The 19872-nt window shown below is 72.9% G+C and carries 15 protein-coding genes and 1 riboswitch; of the genes, 7 read left to right on the top strand and 8 right to left on the bottom strand.

Translation table 11 applies throughout. From position 1 onward, the window contains the following. Positions 1-85: 85 nt before the first annotated feature. Positions 86-1918: a biotin carboxylase N-terminal domain-containing protein gene (locus ASE27_RS11915; RefSeq protein ID WP_369819014.1), complete on the top strand. Its 1833-nt coding sequence runs from the start codon at positions 86-88 to the stop codon at positions 1916-1918. 91 nt (positions 1919-2009) lie between these two features. On the opposite strand, the gene ASE27_RS11910 is transcribed toward ASE27_RS11915, so the two are convergent. Continuing rightward, entirely contained in the window at positions 2010-3464 is a 1455-nt protein-coding gene (locus tag ASE27_RS11910; RefSeq protein WP_369819013.1) for an MFS transporter, read from the bottom strand. A 160-nt stretch (positions 3465-3624) separates the two neighbouring features. Between ASE27_RS11910 and ASE27_RS11905 the strand changes: the two genes are divergently transcribed. After that, positions 3625-4926: a benzoate/H(+) symporter BenE family transporter gene (locus ASE27_RS11905; protein WP_235535429.1), complete on the top strand. Its 1302-nt coding sequence runs from the start codon at positions 3625-3627 to the stop codon at positions 4924-4926. Positions 4927-5106: 180 nt separating this feature from the next. Further along, positions 5107-5649, top strand: coding sequence for an NUDIX domain-containing protein (locus ASE27_RS11900; protein WP_235535428.1), 543 nt, complete (start codon positions 5107-5109; stop codon positions 5647-5649). Positions 5650-5718: 69 nt separating this feature from the next. On the opposite strand, the gene ASE27_RS11895 is transcribed toward ASE27_RS11900, so the two are convergent. Both ASE27_RS11895 and ASE27_RS11890 read right to left on the bottom strand, forming a co-directional pair. Further along, complete coding sequence (locus ASE27_RS11895) at positions 5719-6099, bottom strand: multidrug efflux SMR transporter (RefSeq protein WP_056650386.1); 381 nt, start codon at positions 6097-6099, stop codon at positions 5719-5721. Position 6100: 1 nt separating this feature from the next. Continuing rightward, a complete protein-coding gene (locus ASE27_RS11890) occupies positions 6101-6415 on the bottom strand; it encodes a multidrug efflux SMR transporter (RefSeq protein WP_056650383.1) in 315 nt (104 codons plus the stop codon). A gap of 13 nt (positions 6416-6428) precedes the next feature. Continuing rightward, positions 6429-6496: riboswitch (guanidine-III (ykkC-III) riboswitch) on the bottom strand. Between the two features lie 240 nt (positions 6497-6736). Between ASE27_RS11890 and efeU the strand changes: the two genes are divergently transcribed. Genes efeU through efeB form a run of 3 tightly spaced genes read left to right on the top strand, consistent with a single transcriptional unit; the run spans position 6737 to position 10225 of the window. After that, positions 6737-7612 (top strand): iron uptake transporter permease EfeU, encoded by an 876-nt coding sequence (gene efeU, locus ASE27_RS11885; RefSeq protein ID WP_056650379.1) that lies wholly within the window; start codon positions 6737-6739, stop codon positions 7610-7612. Next, positions 7609-8829 (top strand): iron uptake system protein EfeO, encoded by a 1221-nt coding sequence (gene efeO / locus ASE27_RS11880; protein WP_056650376.1) that lies wholly within the window; start codon positions 7609-7611, stop codon positions 8827-8829. Before efeU ends, efeO begins: the two co-directional genes overlap by 4 nt. 13 nt (positions 8830-8842) lie before the next feature. Further along, entirely contained in the window at positions 8843-10225 is a 1383-nt protein-coding gene (efeB, locus tag ASE27_RS11875) for an iron uptake transporter deferrochelatase/peroxidase subunit (RefSeq protein WP_056650373.1), read from the top strand. A 19-nt stretch (positions 10226-10244) separates the two neighbouring features. On the opposite strand, the gene ASE27_RS11870 is transcribed toward efeB, so the two are convergent. From ASE27_RS11870 to ASE27_RS11850, 5 genes are all read right to left on the bottom strand, one after another. After that, positions 10245-11375 (bottom strand): TIGR03842 family LLM class F420-dependent oxidoreductase, encoded by a 1131-nt coding sequence (locus ASE27_RS11870; protein ID WP_056650370.1) that lies wholly within the window; start codon positions 11373-11375, stop codon positions 10245-10247. Between the two features lie 16 nt (positions 11376-11391). Then, entirely contained in the window at positions 11392-12828 is a 1437-nt protein-coding gene (hydA, locus tag ASE27_RS11865; RefSeq protein ID WP_056650367.1) for a dihydropyrimidinase, read from the bottom strand. An 83-nt stretch (positions 12829-12911) separates the two neighbouring features. Then, complete coding sequence (locus ASE27_RS11860; RefSeq protein ID WP_056650364.1) at positions 12912-13745, bottom strand: nitrilase-related carbon-nitrogen hydrolase; 834 nt, start codon at positions 13743-13745, stop codon at positions 12912-12914. 101 nt (positions 13746-13846) lie between these two features. Next, the gene (locus tag ASE27_RS11855; protein WP_056650360.1) at positions 13847-15217 is read right to left on the bottom strand and encodes an aspartate aminotransferase family protein; all 1371 of its coding nucleotides are present in this window, start codon (positions 15215-15217) and stop codon (positions 13847-13849) included. Between the two features lie 101 nt (positions 15218-15318). Further along, positions 15319-16857, bottom strand: a complete 1539-nt coding sequence (locus ASE27_RS11850) for a CoA-acylating methylmalonate-semialdehyde dehydrogenase (protein ID WP_056650357.1) — start codon at positions 16855-16857, stop codon at positions 15319-15321. A gap of 187 nt (positions 16858-17044) precedes the next feature. Between ASE27_RS11850 and ASE27_RS11845 the strand changes: the two genes are divergently transcribed. Then, positions 17045-19675: an endonuclease/exonuclease/phosphatase family protein gene (locus ASE27_RS11845; RefSeq protein WP_056650354.1), complete on the top strand. Its 2631-nt coding sequence runs from the start codon at positions 17045-17047 to the stop codon at positions 19673-19675. Positions 19676-19872: the final 197 nt, after the last annotated feature.

The raw sequence follows: 19872 nt of genomic DNA, 5'->3' as shown, positions 1-19872 counted from the left end.
CCTTGGCCTGATCTCCAATCTTGTCCGGTACCGGTGGTCGGAGCGTGAACCGAGGGCGCCCGACGCGTTACCGTGAGCCGTGCCCGTGAACTCAACGAACCCCGCGACCAGCCTGCCCAGACGACTGTCGAAGGTTCTCATCGCCAACCGCGGGGAGATCGCGGTCCGTATCGCCCGCGCCTGCGCCGACGCCTCGATCGCGTCGGTCGCCGTCTACGCGGACTCCGACCGCGAGGCCCTGCACGTCCGCCTCGCCGACGAGGCGTACGCGCTCGACGGCGCACGCGCCGCCGACACCTACCTCGACGTCGCCAAGCTGCTCGACGTCGCACGCCGCGCGGGCGCCGACGCTGTGCACCCGGGCTACGGCTTCCTCGCCGAGAACGCCGGGTTCGCCCAGGCCGTGATCGACGCGGGCCTCGTCTGGATCGGCCCGCCCCCCGCCGCGATCGACGCGCTCGGCGACAAGGTGAGCGCCCGGCACATCGCGCACCGCGCCGGCGCTCCCCTGGTCCCGGGCACCCCGGACCCCGTCGCCGACGCGACCGAGGTCCACGCGTTCGCCGCCGAGCACGGCCTGCCCATCGCGATCAAGGCGGCCTTCGGCGGCGGCGGGCGCGGGCTCAAGGTCGCACGCACGGTCGACGAGATCGACGAGCTGTTCGACTCCGCGGTCCGCGAGGCCACGGCCGCGTTCGGTCGCGGCGAGTGCTTCGTCGAGCGCTACCTGGACACCCCGCGCCACGTCGAGACCCAGTGCCTGGCCGACGAGCACGGCACGGTCGTGGTCGTCTCGACGCGCGACTGCTCGCTCCAGCGCCGCCACCAGAAGCTCGTCGAGGAGGCCCCCGCGCCGTTCCTGACCGACGAGCAGCAGGCCGAGCTCTACAAGGCGTCCGAGGCGATCCTGCGCGAGGCCGGGTACGTCGGCGCCGGGACCTGCGAGTTCCTCGTGGGCGCCGACGGCACCATCTCGTTCCTCGAGGTCAACACGCGCCTGCAGGTCGAGCACCCGGTCTCCGAGGAGGTCACGGGCATCGACCTGGTGCGCGAGCAGCTGCGCATCGCGGCGGGCGAGCCGCTCGGCTACACCCAGGTCGCCACCCGGGGGCACTCGCTCGAGTTCCGCATCAACGGCGAGGACCCGGCCGCGAACTTCCTGCCGGCGCCCGGTCGCATCTCGCGCCTGCACTTCCCCAGCGGCCCCGGCGTACGCGTCGACAGCGGCGTGAGCGAGGGCGACGTCATCTCCGGCGCGTTCGACTCGATGATCGCCAAGGTCATCGTGACCGGCGCGACGCGCCTCGAGGCCGTCCAGCGGGCGCGGCGCGCGCTGCGCGAGATGGTCGTCGAGGGCATCCCGACGGTCGTCCCGTTCCACCGCGCGGTGCTCGACTCCGAGGACTTCGTCCCGACCGACGGCTCGGCGTTCCGCGTGCACACGCGCTGGATCGAGACCACGTTCGCCGACGAGCTGACCAAGCTCGCGCCGGCCACGCCCGCCCAGTCGCCCACCGAGGAGGACGAGGCCCCCGCGACCGAGCGCGTGGTCGTCGAGGTCGGCGGCAAGCGCCTCGAGGTCGTGCTCCCCGCGGGCCTCGGCATGGCGGCGGGCCGCGCCCGCTCGGCCAACGCGGCTCGCCGCCCCGCCCGTCGTTCGACCGCCAAGGCGGGGTCGAGCAACGGCACCACGCTGGCCTCGCCCATGCAGGGCACGATCGTCAAGGTCGCCGTGGCCGAGGGTGCCGTGGTCGCCGAGGGCGACCTCATCGTGGTCCTCGAGGCCATGAAGATGGAGCAGCCTCTCGTCGCGCACCGTGCAGGGCGCATCACGGGCCTGACGGCGGGCGTCGGCGCGAGCGTCAGCTCGGGCACCTCGATCTGCGAGATCACGGACGTGACCGAGGCGTCTGCCTGAGGTTCTTCCACCGAGACGCCGACGGGGTCCGGTCGGCACGCTCCACCGAGCGTGCCGGCCGGACCCCGTCGGCGTCTCCGGCGTCTGACGGTCAGACCGTGGTCGAGGTGTGCGCGTCCGCCGCACGCATGGCCCGGCGCCCCGAGGGAACCAGGGTCGCGACCGCGATCACGACGAACATGAGCGCGCCCGACACGATCAGGAGCGACTCGACCGAGTACCGGTCCGCGAGCGGGCCGAAGATCAGCATGCCGAGCGGCATCGCGAGCGCCATCACGATGCCGACGAACCCGAAGACACGCCCCTGCCGGTCGGGTTCGACCGTCTCCTGCAGGACCGTCATCGAGGTCGTGGCGAAAGCGGGCACGGCGACGCCGAGGAGGAACATGAACGTGAAGAAGACCCACATGTTCGTCGACAGGCCCAGGCCGACCGAGAGCACCCCGAACACGAACGTCGCGCCGACGATCATCGCGACCCGGTTCTTGAGCCCGCCCCAGGTGGCGAGCAGCACGCCGCCGACGATCGCGCCGAACGAGAACGCGAGCTCGTTGGCCGTGAGCTTCCAGACCTCCTCGCCGAACGTCCGCACGACCATGAGCGGCGTGAGGTAGGACGGGGCCACGATCAGCAGGAACACGATCGCGTAGAGGCCCAGGACCCAGCGCACGAAGGTGTGGCCACGCAGGTAGCGCAGGCCGCCCACGAGGTCGTCGAAGTACCCGACCTTCTCGCCCGCCGCCAGGTCGGCGCGCAGCACCTTGGTCACCGGGATCAGCGCCAGGAGGCCGATCCCGATCACGGCCGTGACGACGTCGACGAAGAAGATCGCGACGATCGAGGCGCTCGCGTAGACGCCCGCCGCGACCGCGGGGGCGAGCAGCGTCATGGCCGACTGGATCGACCCGTTGATGCCGTTGACCCGCATGAGCTTGCTCACCGGGACGAGCTGCGGGAGGAGCGAGGACACCGCGGGCATCTGGATCCCGGCACCTACCGAGCGGATCGCGAGCGCGGCGTAGATGAACCACAGGTCGTCGCTGCCCGAGAGCATGAGCAGCGCGAGCGCGAGGGTCGTGACCGCGATCGAGGCGTCGGCCGCGATGATCAGGAACTTGCGGTTGAGCCGGTCCGCCCAGACCCCGCCGAAGATCGACACGACCGCCTGGGGCAGGAACCCGAAGACGGTCGCGAGCGCCAGGACCGACCCGGACTTGGTCTCGAGCGTCAGGTGCCACATGATCGCGTACTGCACGAGCATCGACCCGAACAGCGAGACGGTCTGCCCGCCCAGGAAGATCGTGGCGTCGCGACGCCAGCGCGGCTTGTCGGCCTCGTCGTCGGTCGGCGGCGGGCCGGACGGGCCGGACGGGCTGGCGGGGTCAGCCTGGTCTGCGGGCTCGGGCTGGCCCGCGGGACCGGAGGGACCGTAGGGAGCAGCCGCAGGATCGGCGGGCTCAGTAGGGTGGGAGGGACTGGCGTCGGCGCCTGTCGAGGCATCCTCTGCGGTCGGGTCGGACACGATGTTCGGCTCGGGATGACTCACCCGTCCATGGTGCGGGGCGCAGGACCGTGCGTCCACCGAATTCGGGCCCGTCGTCCCGTCCCCAGACGAGTCGCCCGGGCCGGGGCACCCCGGGAGGGCGCACGGCCGTCTCCCCGCCCGGTTCCCGCTCGCGGCACCGCCGTGGTGGCAGGGTGGGCCCGTGACGTCCGAACCGCCCGCACCGATCCCCGCCGGGAGCCCCCGCGCCGCCCCTGCCCGGACCGTCGACCTGCTCACGGGACCGGTGCCGTCCCCCGGTCTGGTGCGCGCATCGTCGATCTCGGCCGTGGTCGCGGGCCTGGTCGCGGTCATGGTCTCGTTCGCCGGACCGTCGCTCATCATCCTGCAGGCCGCGCACGACGGCGGGCTCACGACGGCCCAGACGACCTCCTGGCTGTGGGCCGTCTCGATCGGCAGCGGACTGACGGGCGTGGTCCTGAGCCTGCTGACGCGTCAGCCCGTCATCACGGCGTGGTCGACGCCCGGCGCCGCCCTGCTGCTCGGCACGCTGGGCGACTTCGCGTTCTCCGACGTCGTGGGCGCCTACCTCGTCGCAGCCGTGGCAGCGCTCGCGCTCGGCGCGAGCGGGGTGTTCGGACGGCTCCTGGCGGCCGTCCCGCCCCAGATCCTCTCGGCGCTGCTCGCGGGGGTCCTGCTCCCGTTCGTCCTGGGGGCGGTCGTGAGCGCGGTCGGCTCGCCCGCGATCGGGGCGAGCGTCGCGGTCGCGTTCGTCGTGGTGCGTCGCCTCGCGCCGCGCTACGCCGTCCTGGCGGCGCTGCTCGCCGGGGTCGTGGCGGCGCTCGTCGCGGGCGACGTCTCGCGCCCGACGACCGCGCTCGCCCTGGCCGTCCCCGAGTGGACCACCCCGACGCTCGACCTGGGCGCGGTCGTCGGGATCTCCGTCCCTCTCCTGCTCGTGACGCTGAGCGCCCAGAACGGCCCGGGCCTGGAGATGCTGCGCGCGAGCGGATACCGCCCGAACAGCCGGCTGCTGGTCGGCGGGACCGCGGCGGCCTGGGCCTTCCTCGCACCGTTCGGCGCGCACGGCATCAACCTGGCCGCGATCACCGCGGGCATCTGCACGGGCCCGGAGGCCCACGAGGACCGCACGCGCCGCTACGTCGCGGGGGTCGCGTGCGGCGTGGGGTATCTGGTCGTGGGGACGTTCGCGGGGAGCCTGGTGGGCCTGTTCCACGCCGTGCCGACGGCCCTGGTCACGACCGTCGCGGGCGTCGCGCTCGTCGGTGCGCTCACGGGTGCCCTCGCGGGGACCTTCGCACCCGCGGCCTCGACGCCCGGCGCGAGCCCCTCTCCTGCGGCACTCGAGGCGGCCGTGCTGACGCTCGTCGTCACGACCTCGGGGATCGTGGTCGCCCACGTCGGGTCGGCGTTCTGGGGAGTCGTCGTCGGGCTCGTCACCTACGGGGTCCTCACGGTCGGCAGGCGTCGCCGCGCGGCGTGAGGGCCACCCGGGCGCGGTGCGCGCCCCGGCCGCGTGGCGCCGTCGGGCCGGTCCTTCCTCCTGCCCGACGGCGGAGCCTCCGTTCTCTTCGCAGGTCCCCCTGCGGGGCTGGCTGTCCACGACGTGGTCACCGCGGCCGGGCGCTGTCCCGGCGGGCCCGCCGGATGGCAGGGTGGGACCGTGACGATCCCGACCGAGCCCACGCCTCCGAGCCCCACGACCGACGCTCCCCGCGCCCCACGACACCTCCAGCCCGGGGACGGCTGGGTCGAGTGCACGTGCGGCAGGCGGCACTGGGGGCTCGCGGGAGCCGCGGGCCTGCTCGTCGCGCGCCGGGGCGAGGACGGGCGCGTGGGCCACGTCCTGCTGCAGCACCGGGCGACCTGGAGCGACCAGGGCGGCACGTGGGGCGTGCCCGGTGGCGCGATCCACCCCGACGAGACGCCCGAGCAGGGCGCGCTGCGCGAGGCGCACGAGGAGGCCGGCGTGGACCCCGCACTCGTGACGATCGTCGGCGACCGGGTCCTGGACCACGGGCCGTGGCGATACACGACGGTGCTCGCGGAGGTCGTGCCGGGTGCGCACCTCGAGGCACGAGCGACCGACGCCGAGAGCCTCGAGATCGCGTGGGTCGCGGTCGAGGACGTCACCTCGCTCCCCCTGCTGGACGCGTTCCGGGACGCGTGGCCCGAGCTCGTGGGGCGGTTCGCCGAGGTCGCCTGACGACGTCGGCCGCCCCCGTGGTCGCCCCTCGTACGTCGAGGGGCGACCACGGGCCGTCGCCGCGTGGCGCTAGTGCTCCGGTCCGTCCGCCGGGGCGCTCTCGACCTCGGCGGGCGTGGACGCCTTCGCGGGTCCGTGCGGGACGAGCTTGAGCCCCACGACCGCGGCGATGATGCCCGCGATGAAGACGATCTTGCCGACGGAGGCGGACTCGTCGCCCGTCAGGATCGCGTAGGACACGGTCAGGGCCGCACCGATGCCGACCCACACCGCGTAGGCGGTGCCGATCGGGATGTGCTTGACGGCCCAGCCGAGCCCACCCATGCTGACGGCGAGCGCGACGAAGAAGACGATCGACGGGACGAGGTTCGAGAATCCGTCGGACTGGCCCAGGGCCGTGGCCCAGACCGCCTCGAAGACGGCACTGACGAGCAGGACGATCCACGGCATGTCAGCTCACCACCTTGAGGCCGACCACGGAACCGACGAGCAGGACCAGGAGCAGCCCGCGCAGCCAGGTGAACCGCTCGGCGCCGGTGAAGAATCCCCAGACGACCGTGAGCGTGGCGCCGATGCCGACCCACACCGCGTAGGCGGTACCCGTGGGCAGCGAGGTCATCGCCCAGGCGAGACCGACCATGCTCAGCGTCAGGGACAGGGCGAAGACGACCGTCGGTCGCTTGCGCGTGAAGTTCTCCGATGCGGACAGCGCCGTCGCCCAGACGGCCTCCAGCATCCCGGAGAGGACGAGGACAACCCAAGCCATGACAAGTAACCCCTCTGAGTCAGTCTTGTCCGTGCGGGTACTGCTCCCTCGTCCGCGCGTTCCTCGTCGGAGGAACTTGGTACCAGTGTACCAAGAGTGCGCCGCTGCGGCCAGGGAGAGGATCCAGGTCGTGTGGGACAGGTCACGCGGACTCCGGTTCCCGCACCCGGGCGACGGGAGTACTGTTCTCGCGGAGGAAGGCAAGCCTTACCAAACTAGGACGCGAGTCCCAAGTCGGCCGGGCCCCACCGCTGCGACCACCGGCCGCCCCGGCCTCCGGCTCCCGGGCTCCCCCGCCCCGCGACCCGTCGAAGGACTCCCGTGTTCGCCAACTTCCTCATCGGCCTGCGTGAAGGCCTCGAGGCCGCGCTCGTCGTCAGCATCCTCGTCGCCTACCTGGTCAAGACCGGTCGGCGCGACCTGCTCCCGTACCTCTGGCTCGGGGTCGGCATCGCCGTGGCCGTCTCGATCGGCTTCGGCGCGGCCCTGACGTACGGCCCGCAGGGGCTGACGTTCGAGGCCCAGGAGGCCATCGGCGGCACGCTGTCGATCGTCGCGGTCGGACTCATCACGTGGATGATCTTCTGGATGGGCAAGACCGCCCGGCACCTCAAGACCGATCTGCAGCACAAGCTCGACGACGCCGTGGCGGCCGGGAAGTGGGCCGTGGTCGTCATGGCGCTGCTCGCCGTCGGGCGCGAGGGCCTCGAGACCGCGCTCTTCCTGTGGGCCGGTGCCCAGGCCACGGGCACCACGACCAAGCCGCTGCTCGGAGCCGTGCTCGGGCTGGCCGTGGCCGTCCTGCTCGGCTGGGCCGTCTACAAGGGTGCCGTCAAGCTCAACCTGCGCGTCTTCTTCGCCTGGACCGGCCTGTTCCTGATCGTCGTCGCCGCGGGGGTCCTCTCCTACGGCGTGCACGACCTCCAGGAGGCCGGCATCCTGCCCGGGCTGCACAACCTGGCGTTCGACGTCAGCGCGCAGATCCCGCCCTCGAGCTGGTACGGCACGGTCCTCAAGGGCGTCTTCAACTTCTCCCCCGCGACCACCTGGCTCGAGCTCGCCGCCTGGTGGCTCTACCTCGTCCCCACGCTGTTCTTCTTCGTCCGGACCGTCTGGTTCAGCGCGCCTCGCAGCAGTGCCACCGCGCAGGCCAGCACCCCGGCAACCATCGTCACGACTCCCGGAGGAAACCGATGACCCGCTCACGGGCCACCCGCGTCGCAGCGCCGCTGCTCGCCGTCGCACTGCTCGTCCCCGCCCTGGCCGCCTGCACGCCCAACGACCCGGCCGCTGCCGGTGCGACCGGCGCCGCGGACGGTTCCGCGAAGCTCACGGTCGACTCCTCGGCCGACGCGTGCACGCTCTCGGCCGCCGAGGCGCCGTCGGGCAACATCGTCTTCAGCGTGACCAACACGGGCGACGACGTGACCGAGTTCTACCTGCTCGCCGAGGACGGCCTGCGGATCGTGTCCGAGGTCGAGAACATCGGCCCGGGCATCAGCCGCGACCTGGTCCTCACGGCCAAGCCCGGCCAGTACGTGACGGCCTGCAAGCCCGGCATGATCGGCGACGGCATCCGCTCCGACTTCACCGTGACCGACTCGGGCAAGGACGTCGAGCCCACGGGCGCGGTCGCCGACCAGATCGCCCTGGCCTCGACCAACTACGTCGCGTACGTCAAGGACCAGACCGAGCAGCTCCTCGAGGGCACCCAGGAGTTCGTGACCGCGTACAAGGCGGGCGACGACGAAGCGGCCAAGGCCCTCTACGCCCCGGTGCGCGTCCACTGGGAGCGCATCGAGCCCGTGGCCGAGTCGTTCGGCGACCTCGACCCCAAGATGGACCTGCGCGAGGCCGACCTCGAAGAGGGCCAGGAGTGGACCGGCTGGCACCTGCTCGAGAAGGACCTGTGGCAGCCCGCGCCCGACGCCAACGGCGGCGAGACCTACGTGGCCCTGACGCCCGAGCAGCGCACGCAGTACGCCGACCAGCTCCTCGCGGACACCCAGGAGCTCTTCGACCGCACGCACGAGGCGTCGTTCGCGGGCGGCATCGACGCGCCCGCGATCGGCAACGGCGCCAAGGGCCTGCTCGACGAGGTCGCGACGGGCAAGGTCACGGGCGAGGAGGAGATCTGGTCGCACACGGACCTGTGGGACTTCCAGGCCAACGTCGACGGCGCCAAGGTCGCCTACGACGGTCTGCGCGACGTGGTCTCGGCCAAGGACGAGAAGCTCGCCACGACGCTCGACGAGCGCTTCCAGGCCCTTCAGGGCCTGCTCGACGAGCAGAGGCAGGGCGACGGGTTCGTGCTCTACACCGACCTCACGCCCGAGCAGGTCAAGGCGCTCTCGCAGGCCGTTGACTCGCTGAGCGAGCCGCTCTCGCAGCTCACCGCCGCCGTGGTGCTCTGAGGACCGACGCACCATGACGACCTCGCCCGACCAGCCCGACTCCCGCCCCTCCTCGCCCGGCGCCCCGGCGGGACCTGCAGAACCCGTGCACGAGGCGCGACGCATCTCGCGGCGCGCCGTCCTGGGGATGGCCGGCGTCGGGCTGGCCGGTGCGGGGCTCGCCGGGGGCTTCCTCGCGGGGAGCGCCACGGCCTCGGCGCGCGACACCGCGCCGAGCGCGGGCCCCGCCGAGGGGGACGGAGCGTTCGCGTTCCTGGGCGAGCACCAGGCGGGGATCACGACCCCGGTCCAGGACAGCCTGCACTTCGCGACCTGGGACGTCACGACCCAGGACCGCGACGAGGTCGTCGCGCTGCTGCGCGCCTGGACGCTCGCGGCCTCGCGCATGACGCAGGGCCTGCCCGCCGGGGAGTTCGGCCCCATGTCCGGTCCGTACGACGCGCCGCCGGACGACACGGGCGAGGCCGAAGGGCTGCCGGCCTCCGGACTGACGATCACGTTCGGGTTCGGCCCCTCGTTCTTCACGGCCGCCGACGGCTCTGCCCGCTTCGGCCTCGACGGGCGCAAGCCCGACCTCCTCGCCGACCTGCCGCACTTCCCGGGCGACATGCTCGAGGACGCGCGCTGCGGCGGCGACCTCGCCGTCCAGGCGTGCGCTAACGACCCGCAGGTCGCGGTCCACGCGATCCGCAACCTCGCGCGCATCGCGTTCGGGACGGCGTCGGTGCGGTGGAGCCAGCTCGGCTACGGGCGCACGTCCTCGACCACGACCGCGCAGCCCACGCCCCGGAACCTGTTCGGCTTCAAGGACGGCACGGCCAACATCACGTCCGAGGAGTCCTCGGCGATCGACGAGCACGTGTGGGTCGCGCCGGGCGACGGGGCCGACTGGCTGGCGGGCGGCTCGTACCTCGTCGCGCGCCGCATCCGCATGACGATCGAGACGTGGGACCGCGCTCCCCTGCGCGAGCAGGAGACCATCGTGGGGCGGACCAAGGGCTCGGGGGCGCCGCTGTCCGGCGGCGAGGAGCGCACCGAGCCCGACTTCGAGGCCGCGGGCCGCGGGGGTGTCCCCCTCATCGACCCGGCGTCCCACGTGCGCCTCGCGCACCCCACGAGCAACGGCGGCGCGCGCATGCTGCGCCGCGGCTACAACTACACCGACGGCTCGGACGGGCTGGGCCGGCTCGACGCTGGGCTGTTCTTCCTCGCGTACGTGCGCGACCCCGCGACCCAGTACGTGCCCATGCAGAACGCGCTCGCCAAGCACGACCTCATGAGCGAGTACCTGCGGCACACCGGCTCGGGGATCTGGGCCGTCCCGCGCGGGGTCGCCGAGGGGGCCTCGCTGGGCGGGGACCAGGGTGCGTTCGTGGGTCAGGAGCTGTTCGCCTGACCCCGCCCGGGCCGGGGCGTCACCCGCGGACCCGGCCCGCCTCCTGGACCGCGGGACGGACCAGCTCGCCGTAGGCCTGGAGCGTCTCGTCGTTCGCGTCGTGCTGGAGGTAGAGCGCGAACTGGTCGACGCCGAGCGCCTTGAGCTCGAGCAGCCGCTCGACGTGCCGCTCGGGCGGCCCGACCAGGCAGAACCGGTCCACGATCTCGTCGCTCACGAACGCGGCGTGCGTGTTCCCCGCGCGCCCGTGCTCGTTGTAGTCGTAGTCGACGCGCCCGGCCACGAAGTCGGTCAGGGCACGAGGGATGCGCGGGCCCGCGTCGCCGCCCGGCCCTGTGCCCGTGCTCTCCCCCGCCCCGTAGCGCGCGACGATCTCCGCGACGTGGTTGCCGACCATGCCGCCGAACCAGCGGCACTGGTCATAGGCGTGGGCGAGCGCCCGCCCGCCCGCGCTCCCACCCGTGCCTGTACCTGTGCCCGACGCCGAGTCTCCCGTCACGTACGCGGGTGCGGCCACGCAGATGGTCACCTCGGCCGGGTCGCGGCCGGCCTGCTCCGCGGCCTGGCGCACCGCGTCGATCGACCAGGCCACGATGTCGGGGTCGGCGAGCTGGAGGATGAAGCCGTCCCCGACCTCGCCCGCGAGCGCCAGGGCGCGCGGGCCGTACGCCGCGACCCACACGGGGGTGCGGCTGTCGGGTGCCCAGGGCAGGTGCAGGGTCGTGCCGTGGTACTCGACCGACTGCCCGCCGGCGAGCCCCCGGATGGTCGTGACCGCTGCCCGCAGCTCGGCCAGGGTCACGGGCTTGCCGTTGGTCACCCGGACCGCGGAGTCCCCGCGACCGATCCCGCAGACGGTGCGGTTGCCGAACATGTCGTTGAGGGTCGCGAAGAGCGAGGCGGTCACGGTCACGTCGCGCGTCGCGGGGTTGGTGACCATGGGCCCCACGGTCACGCGATGGGTCGCGGACAGGATCTGGGAGTAGATGACGAACGGCTCCTGCCACAGCAGGTGCGAGTCGAACGTCCACACGTGGCTGAACCCGTGGAGCTCGGCGCGGCGCGCGAGGTCGACCACACGCCAGGCGGGTGGGTTGGTCTGCAGGACGACGCCCAGGTCGAGGCGCTCGGCGGTGCCTGCCGCGGTCATGGCTGGTTCCCGCCCGTCATCGCAGGTAGGCCGAGGTGCTGCGGCGCAGGTACCGACCGTGCCCGGGGTGCCCGTGGTACTCGCCGTCCGAGATCAGGACCGTTCCGCGCGAGATCACGACGTCCACGTGCCCGTCGATCTCGAAGCCCTCCCACGCGGAGTGGTCCATGTTCATGTGGTGGGTCTTGCCGTTGCCGTCCGAGGGGTAGCCGATCGAGGTGTGCCCGGCGGGGTCGTAGACCACGACGTCGGCGTCGGCCCCCGGGGCGAGCACGCCCTTGCGGTCGCCCAGCCCGAACATGCGCGCCGGCGTCGTGCAGCACAGCTCGACCCAGCGCTCGAGCGAGATCTTCCCGTCGACCACGCCCTGGTACACGAGGTCGAGGCGGTGCTCGACGCCGCCGATCCCGTTGGGGATCTTGGAGAAGTCGCCGAGCCCGAGCTCCTTCTGCTCCTTGAAGCAGAACGGGCAGTGGTCGGTGCTCACGACCGACAGGTCGCCCGTGCGCAGGTAGCGCCACAGCTCGTCCTGGTGCTCCTCGGCCCGCGAGCGCAGCGGGGTCGAGCAGACCCACTTGGCTCCCTCGAAACCGGGCGCCCCGAGCTGTTCCTCGAGCGAGAGGTACAGGTACTGCGGGCACGTCTCGCCGAACACGTTCCAGCCGTCGTCGCGGGCCCGGGCGAGCGTGGCCACGGCCTGCTTGGCCGACATGTGCACCACGTAGAGCGGGGCGCCTGCGAGCCGCGCGAGCATGATCGCGCGGTGCGTGGCCTCCTCCTCGGTCTCCCAGGGGCGCGTGGTGCCGTGGAAGTAGGGGGCCGTGTCGCCGCGGTCGAGGGCCTGACGCACGAGGACGTCGATCGCGATGCCGTTCTCGGCGTGCATCATGACCATCGAGCCGTTGGTCGCGGCCTTCTGCATGGCCCGCAGGATCTGGCCGTCGTCGCTGTAGAACACCCCGGGGTAGGCCATGAAGAGCTTGAAGCTCGTGATGCCCTCGGCCACGAGCTCGTCCATGGCCTTGAGCGAGTCGTCGTCGACCCCGCCGAGGATCTGGTGGAACCCGTAGTCCACGGCGCAGTTCCCCTCGGCCTTGGCGAACCAGGCGGCGAGCGAGTCCTGGACCCGCTCCCCGGTGCGCTGGACCGCGAAGTCGACGATCGTCGTCGTGCCTCCCCAGGCTGCGGCGCGCGTCCCGGTCTCGAACGTGTCCGAGGCGGCCGTGCCGCCGAACGGCAGCTCCATGTGGGTGTGCGGGTCCACCGCGCCCGGGATCACGTACTTGCCGGTCGCGTCGATCACCGTCTCCGCGACCGAGGCGAGGTCCACGCCGAGCGTCGTGTCGCCCGGGCGCACGAGCGCGGCGACCTGCTCGCCGTCGAGCAGGACGTCGGCGCGCGAGCGCCCCGTGGGCCCGACGACGGTGCCACCCGTGATGAGGGTCAGTGCCATGGTGCGGTCCTCTCGTTCCTCGGTCGGTCTTCTGTGCGGGGGCCGGCTCCGAGCTGACGAAGTGCCTGCTCGGGGCCCTCGGCTCAGGGCGCCGTCAGCGGGCCGTACGCGTCTGGGCGGCGGTCGCGGTAGAACTGCCAGCGGTTGCGGACCTCGGTCAGCAGGTCGAGGTCGAGGTCACGGACCACGAGCTCCTCCTCGTAGGCGTCTGCCGTCTCCCCCACGAACGCTCCCTCGGGGCTCACGAAGTAGCTCGTGCCGTAGAAGTCGTTCGACCCGAGCTCCTCGAACCCGACCCGGTTGATGGCCCCGACGTAGTACTCGTTGGCCACGGCCGCCGCAGGCTGCTCGAGCTTCCACAGGTAGTTCGACAGGCCGCGGCTCGTGGCGCTCGGGTTGAACACGACGGTCGCCCCGGCCAGGCCCAGGGCCCGCCACCCCTCGGGGAAGTGCCGGTCATAGCAGATGTAGACCCCGATCCGCCCGACCGCGGTGTCGAAGACGGGGTAGCCGAGGTTCCCGGGGCGGAAGTAGAACTTCTCCCAGAACCCGGGCAGGTGCGGGATGTGGGTCTTGCGGTACTTGCCCAGGTAGCTGCCGTCGGCGTCGATCACGGCAGCGGTGTTGTAGAGGATCCCGGGCTGCTCGAGCTCGTACACGGGCAGGACGATCACGATGCCCAGCTCCCGGGCGAGAGCCGCGAAACGCTCGGTCGTGGGGCCCGGCACCGGCTCGGCGTAGGAGTAGAACGCGGCGTCCTCGACCTGGGGGAAGTAGGGAGCGTTGAACACCTCCTGGAAGCAGATGACCTTCGCCCCCTGGTCCGCGGCCAGACGTGTGAACGTCTCGTGGGCCGCGAGCATGGACTCCTGGTCGCCGGTCCAGCGGACCTGGGTGAGGGCGGCTCGCACGATCATGGGTTCTCCTCGGGTCTGTGTGGCTGCTGGGTCGGCGGGTCTCCTGCGGGTGGCGGTCCGGCTGGTCCGGCCGGGCCAACCGCCTCGGAGGGCGGGTGCGGTCAGGTGGGCGAGGGGTCGACGACGTACCGGTCGGCGACGTCGAGAGCGGCGTCGATCACGTCGAGGCCGTGCTCGAGGTCCTCGACCGACGTCACGAGCGGTGGGGCGAGGTGCAGCCGGTTGACCTGGGGGAAGGGCCAGACGCCGCCCGCCGTCACGGCCGCGACGACCTGCGCCATGGGCGCGTTCTGGGCAGCCGTCCCCTGGAAGGGCACGAGGCGCTCGCGCGTGGCGGGGTCGCGGACGAGCTCGATCGCCCACAGGAACCCGAGCCCGCGCACCTCCCCCACGCTCGGGTGGCGGGCTGCCATGTCACGCAGGCGCGCGCCGATCACCTTCTCGCCCAGCGTGCGGACGCGGTCGAGGATCCCCTGCTCCTCGAAGACCCGGATGCTCGCGACGCCCGGCGCGCACGCGAGCGGGTGCCCCGAGTAGGTCAGGCCGCCGGGGAACGCAGCATGGTCGAAGCTCGCGGCCACGCGCTCGGAGATGATGACGCCGCCGAGCGGCACGTACCCGGAGTTCACTCCCTTGGCGAAGACCACGAGGTCCGGCACCACCCCCCAGCGGTCGACCGCGAACCACTCGCCCACGCGACCGAACCCGACCATGACCTCGTCGGCGACGTACAGGATGCCGTGCTCGTCGCACAGCTCGCGGACGCCGGCGAGGTAGCCGTCGGGCGGGACGAGCACGCCGTTGGTCCCCACGACCGTCTCGAGCAGGATCGCCGCGATCGTCGCGGGGCCCTCTAGCTCGACGACCTCGCGCAGGTGGCGCAGCGCTGCCACGCACTCCTCGGTGTCGTCGGCGGCGCCGAACGCCGAGCGGTAGGTGTACGGCCCGAAGAAGTGCCGCACGCCCGGGTCCACCTCGTTCGGCCAGCGGCGAGGGTCCCCCGTGGCCGTCACGGCCGTGCCGGTGTTCCCGTGGTACGAGCGGTAGGCCGCCAGGACCTTCTGGCGCCCCGTGTGGCGACGTGCGAGCCGCACGGCGTTCTCGACCGCGTCGGCGCCACCGTTGGTGAAGAACACGCGGGTCAGCCCGCCGTCGGCGCCTCCCGGCGCGCGCTCGACGACGAGCCGCGCGAGCTCGCTGCGGACCGGGTTCGCGAACGACGGCGCGACCGTCGCGAGACGCCCGGCCTGCTCCTGGATCGCGCCCACGAGCGCGGGGTGCTGGTGCCCGAGGTTGAGGTTGATCAGCTGTGACGCGAAGTCGAGGTAGCGGCGCCCGTCCGTGTCCCAGAACCAGGCCCCCTCGCCGCCCGCGATGGTCACGGGGTGGATCAGCTCCTGGGCCGACCACGAGTAGAAGACGTGGACGTCCTCGCGGTCGCGCCGCCCCGTGCCCGTCACCTCGTCCGTCATGCGCCGGTCCTCCGTCCGGTCCTCGGCCCGCTCCCCACGCCGGGTCGCACGGTCGCCGCCGATGCCTTTCTCCACCTGCCGTCGCGTGCGGTCACGTGGGGTCACCTGTTCCGGGGGAAGCCGAGGTCGATCGTGCTCGTCGCCGGGTCGGGCCAGCGCGACGTCACGACCTTGGTCCGTGTCGAGAAGTGGATGGCCTCGGGTCCGTAGATGTGCGAGTCGCCGAACAGCGAGCCCTTCCAGCCCCCGAACGAGTAGTAGCCGACGGGCACCGGGATGGGCACGTTGATCCCGATCATCCCGGCCTGCGCCTCGACCTCGAAGCGTCGGGCCGCGCCTCCGTCGCGCGTGAAGATCGCCGCCCCGTTGCCGTAGGGGTTCTCGTTGACGAGGCGCAGCGCGTCGTCGAACGTCCGGACGCGGACGACCGAGAGCACGGGGCCGAACACCTCCTCGCGGTACACGGTGTGCTCGGGCAGCACGTGGTCGACCAGGCTGGGTCGCAGGAAGAACCCGCCGCTCACGTCCACGCCGTCGGCCCCGGGAGCCACGGGCGGCCCCGCGCGTCCGTCCACGACGAGGCTCGCGCCCTCGTCGAGCGCGCTCTGCACGCGCGACGCGACGCGGTCGCGGTGTTCGGCCGTGATGAGCGGCCCCATCTGGGAGGTGGGGTCGTTCCCCGGCCCGACGACGAGCCCCTCCACGCGCGTCCGGATCGCCTCGACCAGCCGGTCGCCGATCTCACCGACCGCGACCACGACCGAGATCGCCATGCACCGCTCTCCCGCGGACCCGTACCCCGCCGAGACCGCAGCGTCCGCAGCGGCGTCGAGCTCGGCGTCGGGCAGGACGACGAGGTGGTTCTTCGCCCCGCCCAGGGCCTGGACCCGCTTGCCGTGGCGCGTGCCCGTCTCGTAGACGTGCCGCGCGACGGGCGTCGAGCCGACGAAGCTGACCGCCGCGACGTCGGGGTGCTCCAGGAGCCGGTCGACCGCGACCCGGTCGCCCTGCACCACGTTGACGACGCCGTCCGGCAGCCCCGCCTGCGCGAGCAGGCGCACGAGCAGCAGGGAGACCGAGGGGTCTCGCTCGCTGGGCTTGAGGACGAACGTGTTGCCGCACGCGATGGCCGTCGGGATCATCCACAGGGGCACCATGGCCGGGAAGTTGAACGGCGTGATGCCCGCCATGACGCCCAGCGGCTGCTTGACCTCGTGGACGTCCACGCCCGTGGCGACCTGCTGGCTGAACCCGCCCTTGAGCAGGTGCGGGATCCCCGCCGCGAACTCGACGTTCTCGAGCGCGCGCGAGACCTCGCCCTCGGCATCGCTCACGACCTTGCCGTGCTCGGCCGAGACCAGGTGCGCGATCTCGTCGCGGTGCGAGCGCAGGAGCTCGTGGAACGCGAAGAGGATCTCGACGCGCCGGGACAGGCCCGTCGAGGACCAGCCCGGGAAGGCCGCGAGCGCCGCGGCCACGGCCCGGTCGACGTCGTCCACCGAGGCCAGCGCGACGTGCGCCGTGACGCGCCCCGTGGCGGGGTCGTGGACCGGGCCGAACCTCTCGGCCTCTCGCACGGGGCGGCCCCCGACGACGTGGCCGACCACCCCTGCAGGCGGGGCGGGGACGGTGCTCGTCATGCTGGCCTCCCTCCCGGGCGTGGCTCGGTGAGCGGTGGCCCGGGTCGTCGACGACTGCTTCTCAGTGTGGCACGATCGCCCTGTTTCTGTGATCCGGATCACAGTACGACCGTGGGAGGTGGTGAGCGACCTGTGAACGTCGCGCGTCCCCCGCCACCGCGTCAGCGGCCCCTAGTACCGTCGGGCCGTGACCGACGACCACCGCACCCGTACCGACCTCCCGGACGACCCGCCGGCCTCGGCCGCTCCCCCTGCCACGGACGCACCGCGGGACGCGCCCTCGACACCCGCGACCCGGGCCGAGCGTCGCGCCGCCCAGCGCGCCGCGGAGCTCGCGGACCTGGCCCGGCGGTCGGACAGCACGGTGCACCGCGTCCCCACGCACACCGCGGCGATCGGCCAGGTCGCGCCGGCCGCCTCGCCCGACACCGCCCCCACGACCCCGCAGGCCGACGCGCGCTTCGCACCGGCACCGTCGAACCCGCCGGCACCCCTGCCGGCACCGTCGAGCGTGATGTCCTCGGCGCGGTCCGCACCTTCGGTGGCGTCAGCACCTGTCATGCCGACCGTGCCGACGACCACCCCGGCCCCGGCCGACGACACCCCGCACGCCCCGTCGACGGACACCGCCGGAGAAGAGCCCCCCTCCTCGGCAGGCCCATCGACCTCGGGCACCGCACCGCACACGACGCGCCGCCAGATCGCGCACGCCGCACGCCGGGTCGCGAGCCTCGGACGCGGCAACGCGGCGAGGCTGCTGCTCCTCACGGTGGTCACCGCGCTCGCGGTCGAGATGATCCGGGCGAGCGGGCCCCTGCTGGACCACGCGTTCACCTCGGGGGTCGTCACAGCCGCGGTCACGGCACTGGTCACCTACGCCGCGCCGGCCCTCGCGGTGACCATCGTCGCGGCCCGCCTGCCCGTGAACGGTCGCGTCGTCGTCGGTGCCGTCGTCGCGCTCGTGGTGTGGCGCCTGGGCCTGCAAGGACTCGGGCTCGCGGCCGCCTCGGGCTCCTGGCTCGGCACGGCCCGCTACGGGCTCGGGCTCGGGGGCGCCGCGCTCGCGGTCGCGACCGTCGTCCTGGTCGCCGGGTTCGCGAGCGGCACCCGGCCTCATCCCTCGACCGAGCCAGACGGCAGCCATGCGGGCCTGCCGCGCCCGGCGAACGGCCGGATGGTCGCGATGGGCATCGGCCTCGGGATCCTCGGCGCGGCCGGGGTCAGCCTGCTGCACGGCACGTGGGACGCGTACTGGCGCACCGACCTGCTCGGCTGGGTCGCGCCGGTCGTCCTCGGCGGCGTGGCAGTGGTCGCGGCCTGGCTCCTGCGTCGCGACCCCGCCACCCCGGGCTCGCGCGGCCTGTGGGTGCTCGGGCCCTACCTCGCGCTGGGCGTCATGGTCTTCGGCAACCCCGCGTTCGTCGCGTCGCAGACCGGCCTCTCGCTGCCCGTGGCCGGTGGAGCGGTCGCCGTCACGGCCCTGGTCGTCGGGCTGCTCCCGCTCTGGGGCGTCGCCGGGACGAGCACACCCGCCGCTCGCGCCCTGGCCTCGACGGGCCGCTGGGTCTCGCTCGTGCTGCTGCCCGCGTTCACCGCGGTGCTGTTCCTGGTGCCCGGGCGCACGCAGGACGTCTCGTCGCCGCTCGGCTGGGCGCTGCTGGTGTGCGTCGTGGGGCTCGCGGCGACCGCGACCGACGCGGTCCGCCACGCCCTGACCCGACCCGCCCACGAGCTCGGGTGGGCGCGCCTCGCCGGGGCGAGCACCGCCGTCGGGCTGGGCCTGATCCTGCCGCTGCTCGTCTACCAGCTCGACTACGACGTCCCCCTGCCCGTGCCCAACGCAACCGTCCCGGTCGCCGTCGCGGTCGTGCTCGCGGTCGCGGGCCTGCGCCGTGCGCGCGGCGGTCCGGCCGACCTCCCCGAGGCAGCCGGCACAGCCGCGGGCGCCGCAGCCGACGCGGCCCACGCGCCCGCACCGGGGCTGCGCATCTCCCTGCCCGTCACCGCGGCGGTCGCGGCCCTGGCCGCCGCCGGCGCGCTGCTCGTCTCCACGAGCGCGGCCGCCGTCGCGGTGGCCGACCGCGAGCAGCGCCTCACGGTGCTCGACTGGAACCTGCACTACGGCGTGAGCGCGACACCGTCGGTCGACCTCGACGAGGTCGTCGCGATCGTCCGCGACTCGGGCGCCCAGGTCGTGACGCTCCAGGAGGTCTCCCGCGGCTGGGTGCTCGGGGGCGGAGTGGACATGGCGTCCTACCTCGCCCGCGAGACGGGGCTGGAGGTCGAGTTCGTGGGTGCGGCCGACCGCCAGTTCGGCAACGCGATCCTGTGGAACCCCGACGTGGTCGCGGCGAGCGACGTCGCGCGCCTCGAACTGCCGCTGGGCGCCGGTCCGCAGAACCGCTCGACCGTCTCGGCCACGTTCACCCCCGTGGACGGCGACACCTCGTGGCCCGACGGCGTCCGGGTGACCTCGGTGCACCTGCAGCACCGCGAGGCGAACACCCCGACGCGCCTCGACCAGCTCGACGCACTGTTCGCGGCCGAGCCCGTGACGGGCCCGTACCTGCTCGCGGGAGACCTCAACGCCGAGCCCGGCTGGGAGGAGATCGAGCTCGTCGAGTCCCACGGTCTCGTCAGCGGGCAGGACGACGTCGGGAACCCTGGCGACCTGACCTCGCCCGCGGACGCGCCCGCCTACCGGATCGACTGGGTGTTCGGCGCGGGGCTGGAGTTCCAGCGCGTCACGGTGCTCGACGTCGCCTGGTCCGACCACCGCCCGCTCGTCGCGGTGGTCCGGCCGAGCATCCTGGACTAGTTGAAGGGAAACAGATTCTGAGTAGACCAAGTCGTGGCGGTAGAACCGCACTCCATACCGGTACCGGCGACCGTCACTGGACCTCCCCTTCCTGGCGAGCAGCTAGTCCCGGAGGTAGATGTTCACATCGGCTCACTTGGCACCCTCCAGAGGCACAACTCCACCGCGAGCGCGCTATCATCACCGCAAGACCCCGA

Origin of the sequence: Oerskovia sp. Root918, assembly GCF_001428945.1 — a bacterium.
Taxonomy (GTDB): domain Bacteria; phylum Actinomycetota; class Actinomycetes; order Actinomycetales; family Cellulomonadaceae; genus Oerskovia; species Oerskovia enterophila.
Note: the sequence above shows the minus strand (reverse complement) of the source record. Positions and strands in the feature narration are given on the sequence as shown.

What these genes read in the sequence shown, in the direction of transcription:
- efeO (WP_056650376.1), top strand. Translation starts at nt 7,609, where the DNA reads ATGACCCGCTCACGGGCCACCCGCGTCGCAGCGCCGCTGCTCGCCGTC.
- efeB (WP_056650373.1), top strand. Translation starts at nt 8,843, where the DNA reads ATGACGACCTCGCCCGACCAGCCCGACTCCCGCCCCTCCTCGCCCGGC.
- ASE27_RS11870 (WP_056650370.1), bottom strand. Translation starts at nt 11,375, where the DNA reads ATGACCGCGGCAGGCACCGCCGAGCGCCTCGACCTGGGCGTCGTCCTG.
- ASE27_RS11890 (WP_056650383.1), bottom strand. Translation starts at nt 6,415, where the DNA reads ATGGCTTGGGTTGTCCTCGTCCTCTCCGGGATGCTGGAGGCCGTCTGG.
- hydA (WP_056650367.1), bottom strand. Translation starts at nt 12,828, where the DNA reads ATGGCACTGACCCTCATCACGGGTGGCACCGTCGTCGGGCCCACGGGG.
- ASE27_RS11855 (WP_056650360.1), bottom strand. Translation starts at nt 15,217, where the DNA reads ATGACGGACGAGGTGACGGGCACGGGGCGGCGCGACCGCGAGGACGTC.
- ASE27_RS11860 (WP_056650364.1), bottom strand. Translation starts at nt 13,745, where the DNA reads ATGATCGTGCGAGCCGCCCTCACCCAGGTCCGCTGGACCGGCGACCAG.
- ASE27_RS11895 (WP_056650386.1), bottom strand. Translation starts at nt 6,099, where the DNA reads ATGCCGTGGATCGTCCTGCTCGTCAGTGCCGTCTTCGAGGCGGTCTGG.
- ASE27_RS11850 (WP_056650357.1), bottom strand. Translation starts at nt 16,857, where the DNA reads ATGACGAGCACCGTCCCCGCCCCGCCTGCAGGGGTGGTCGGCCACGTC.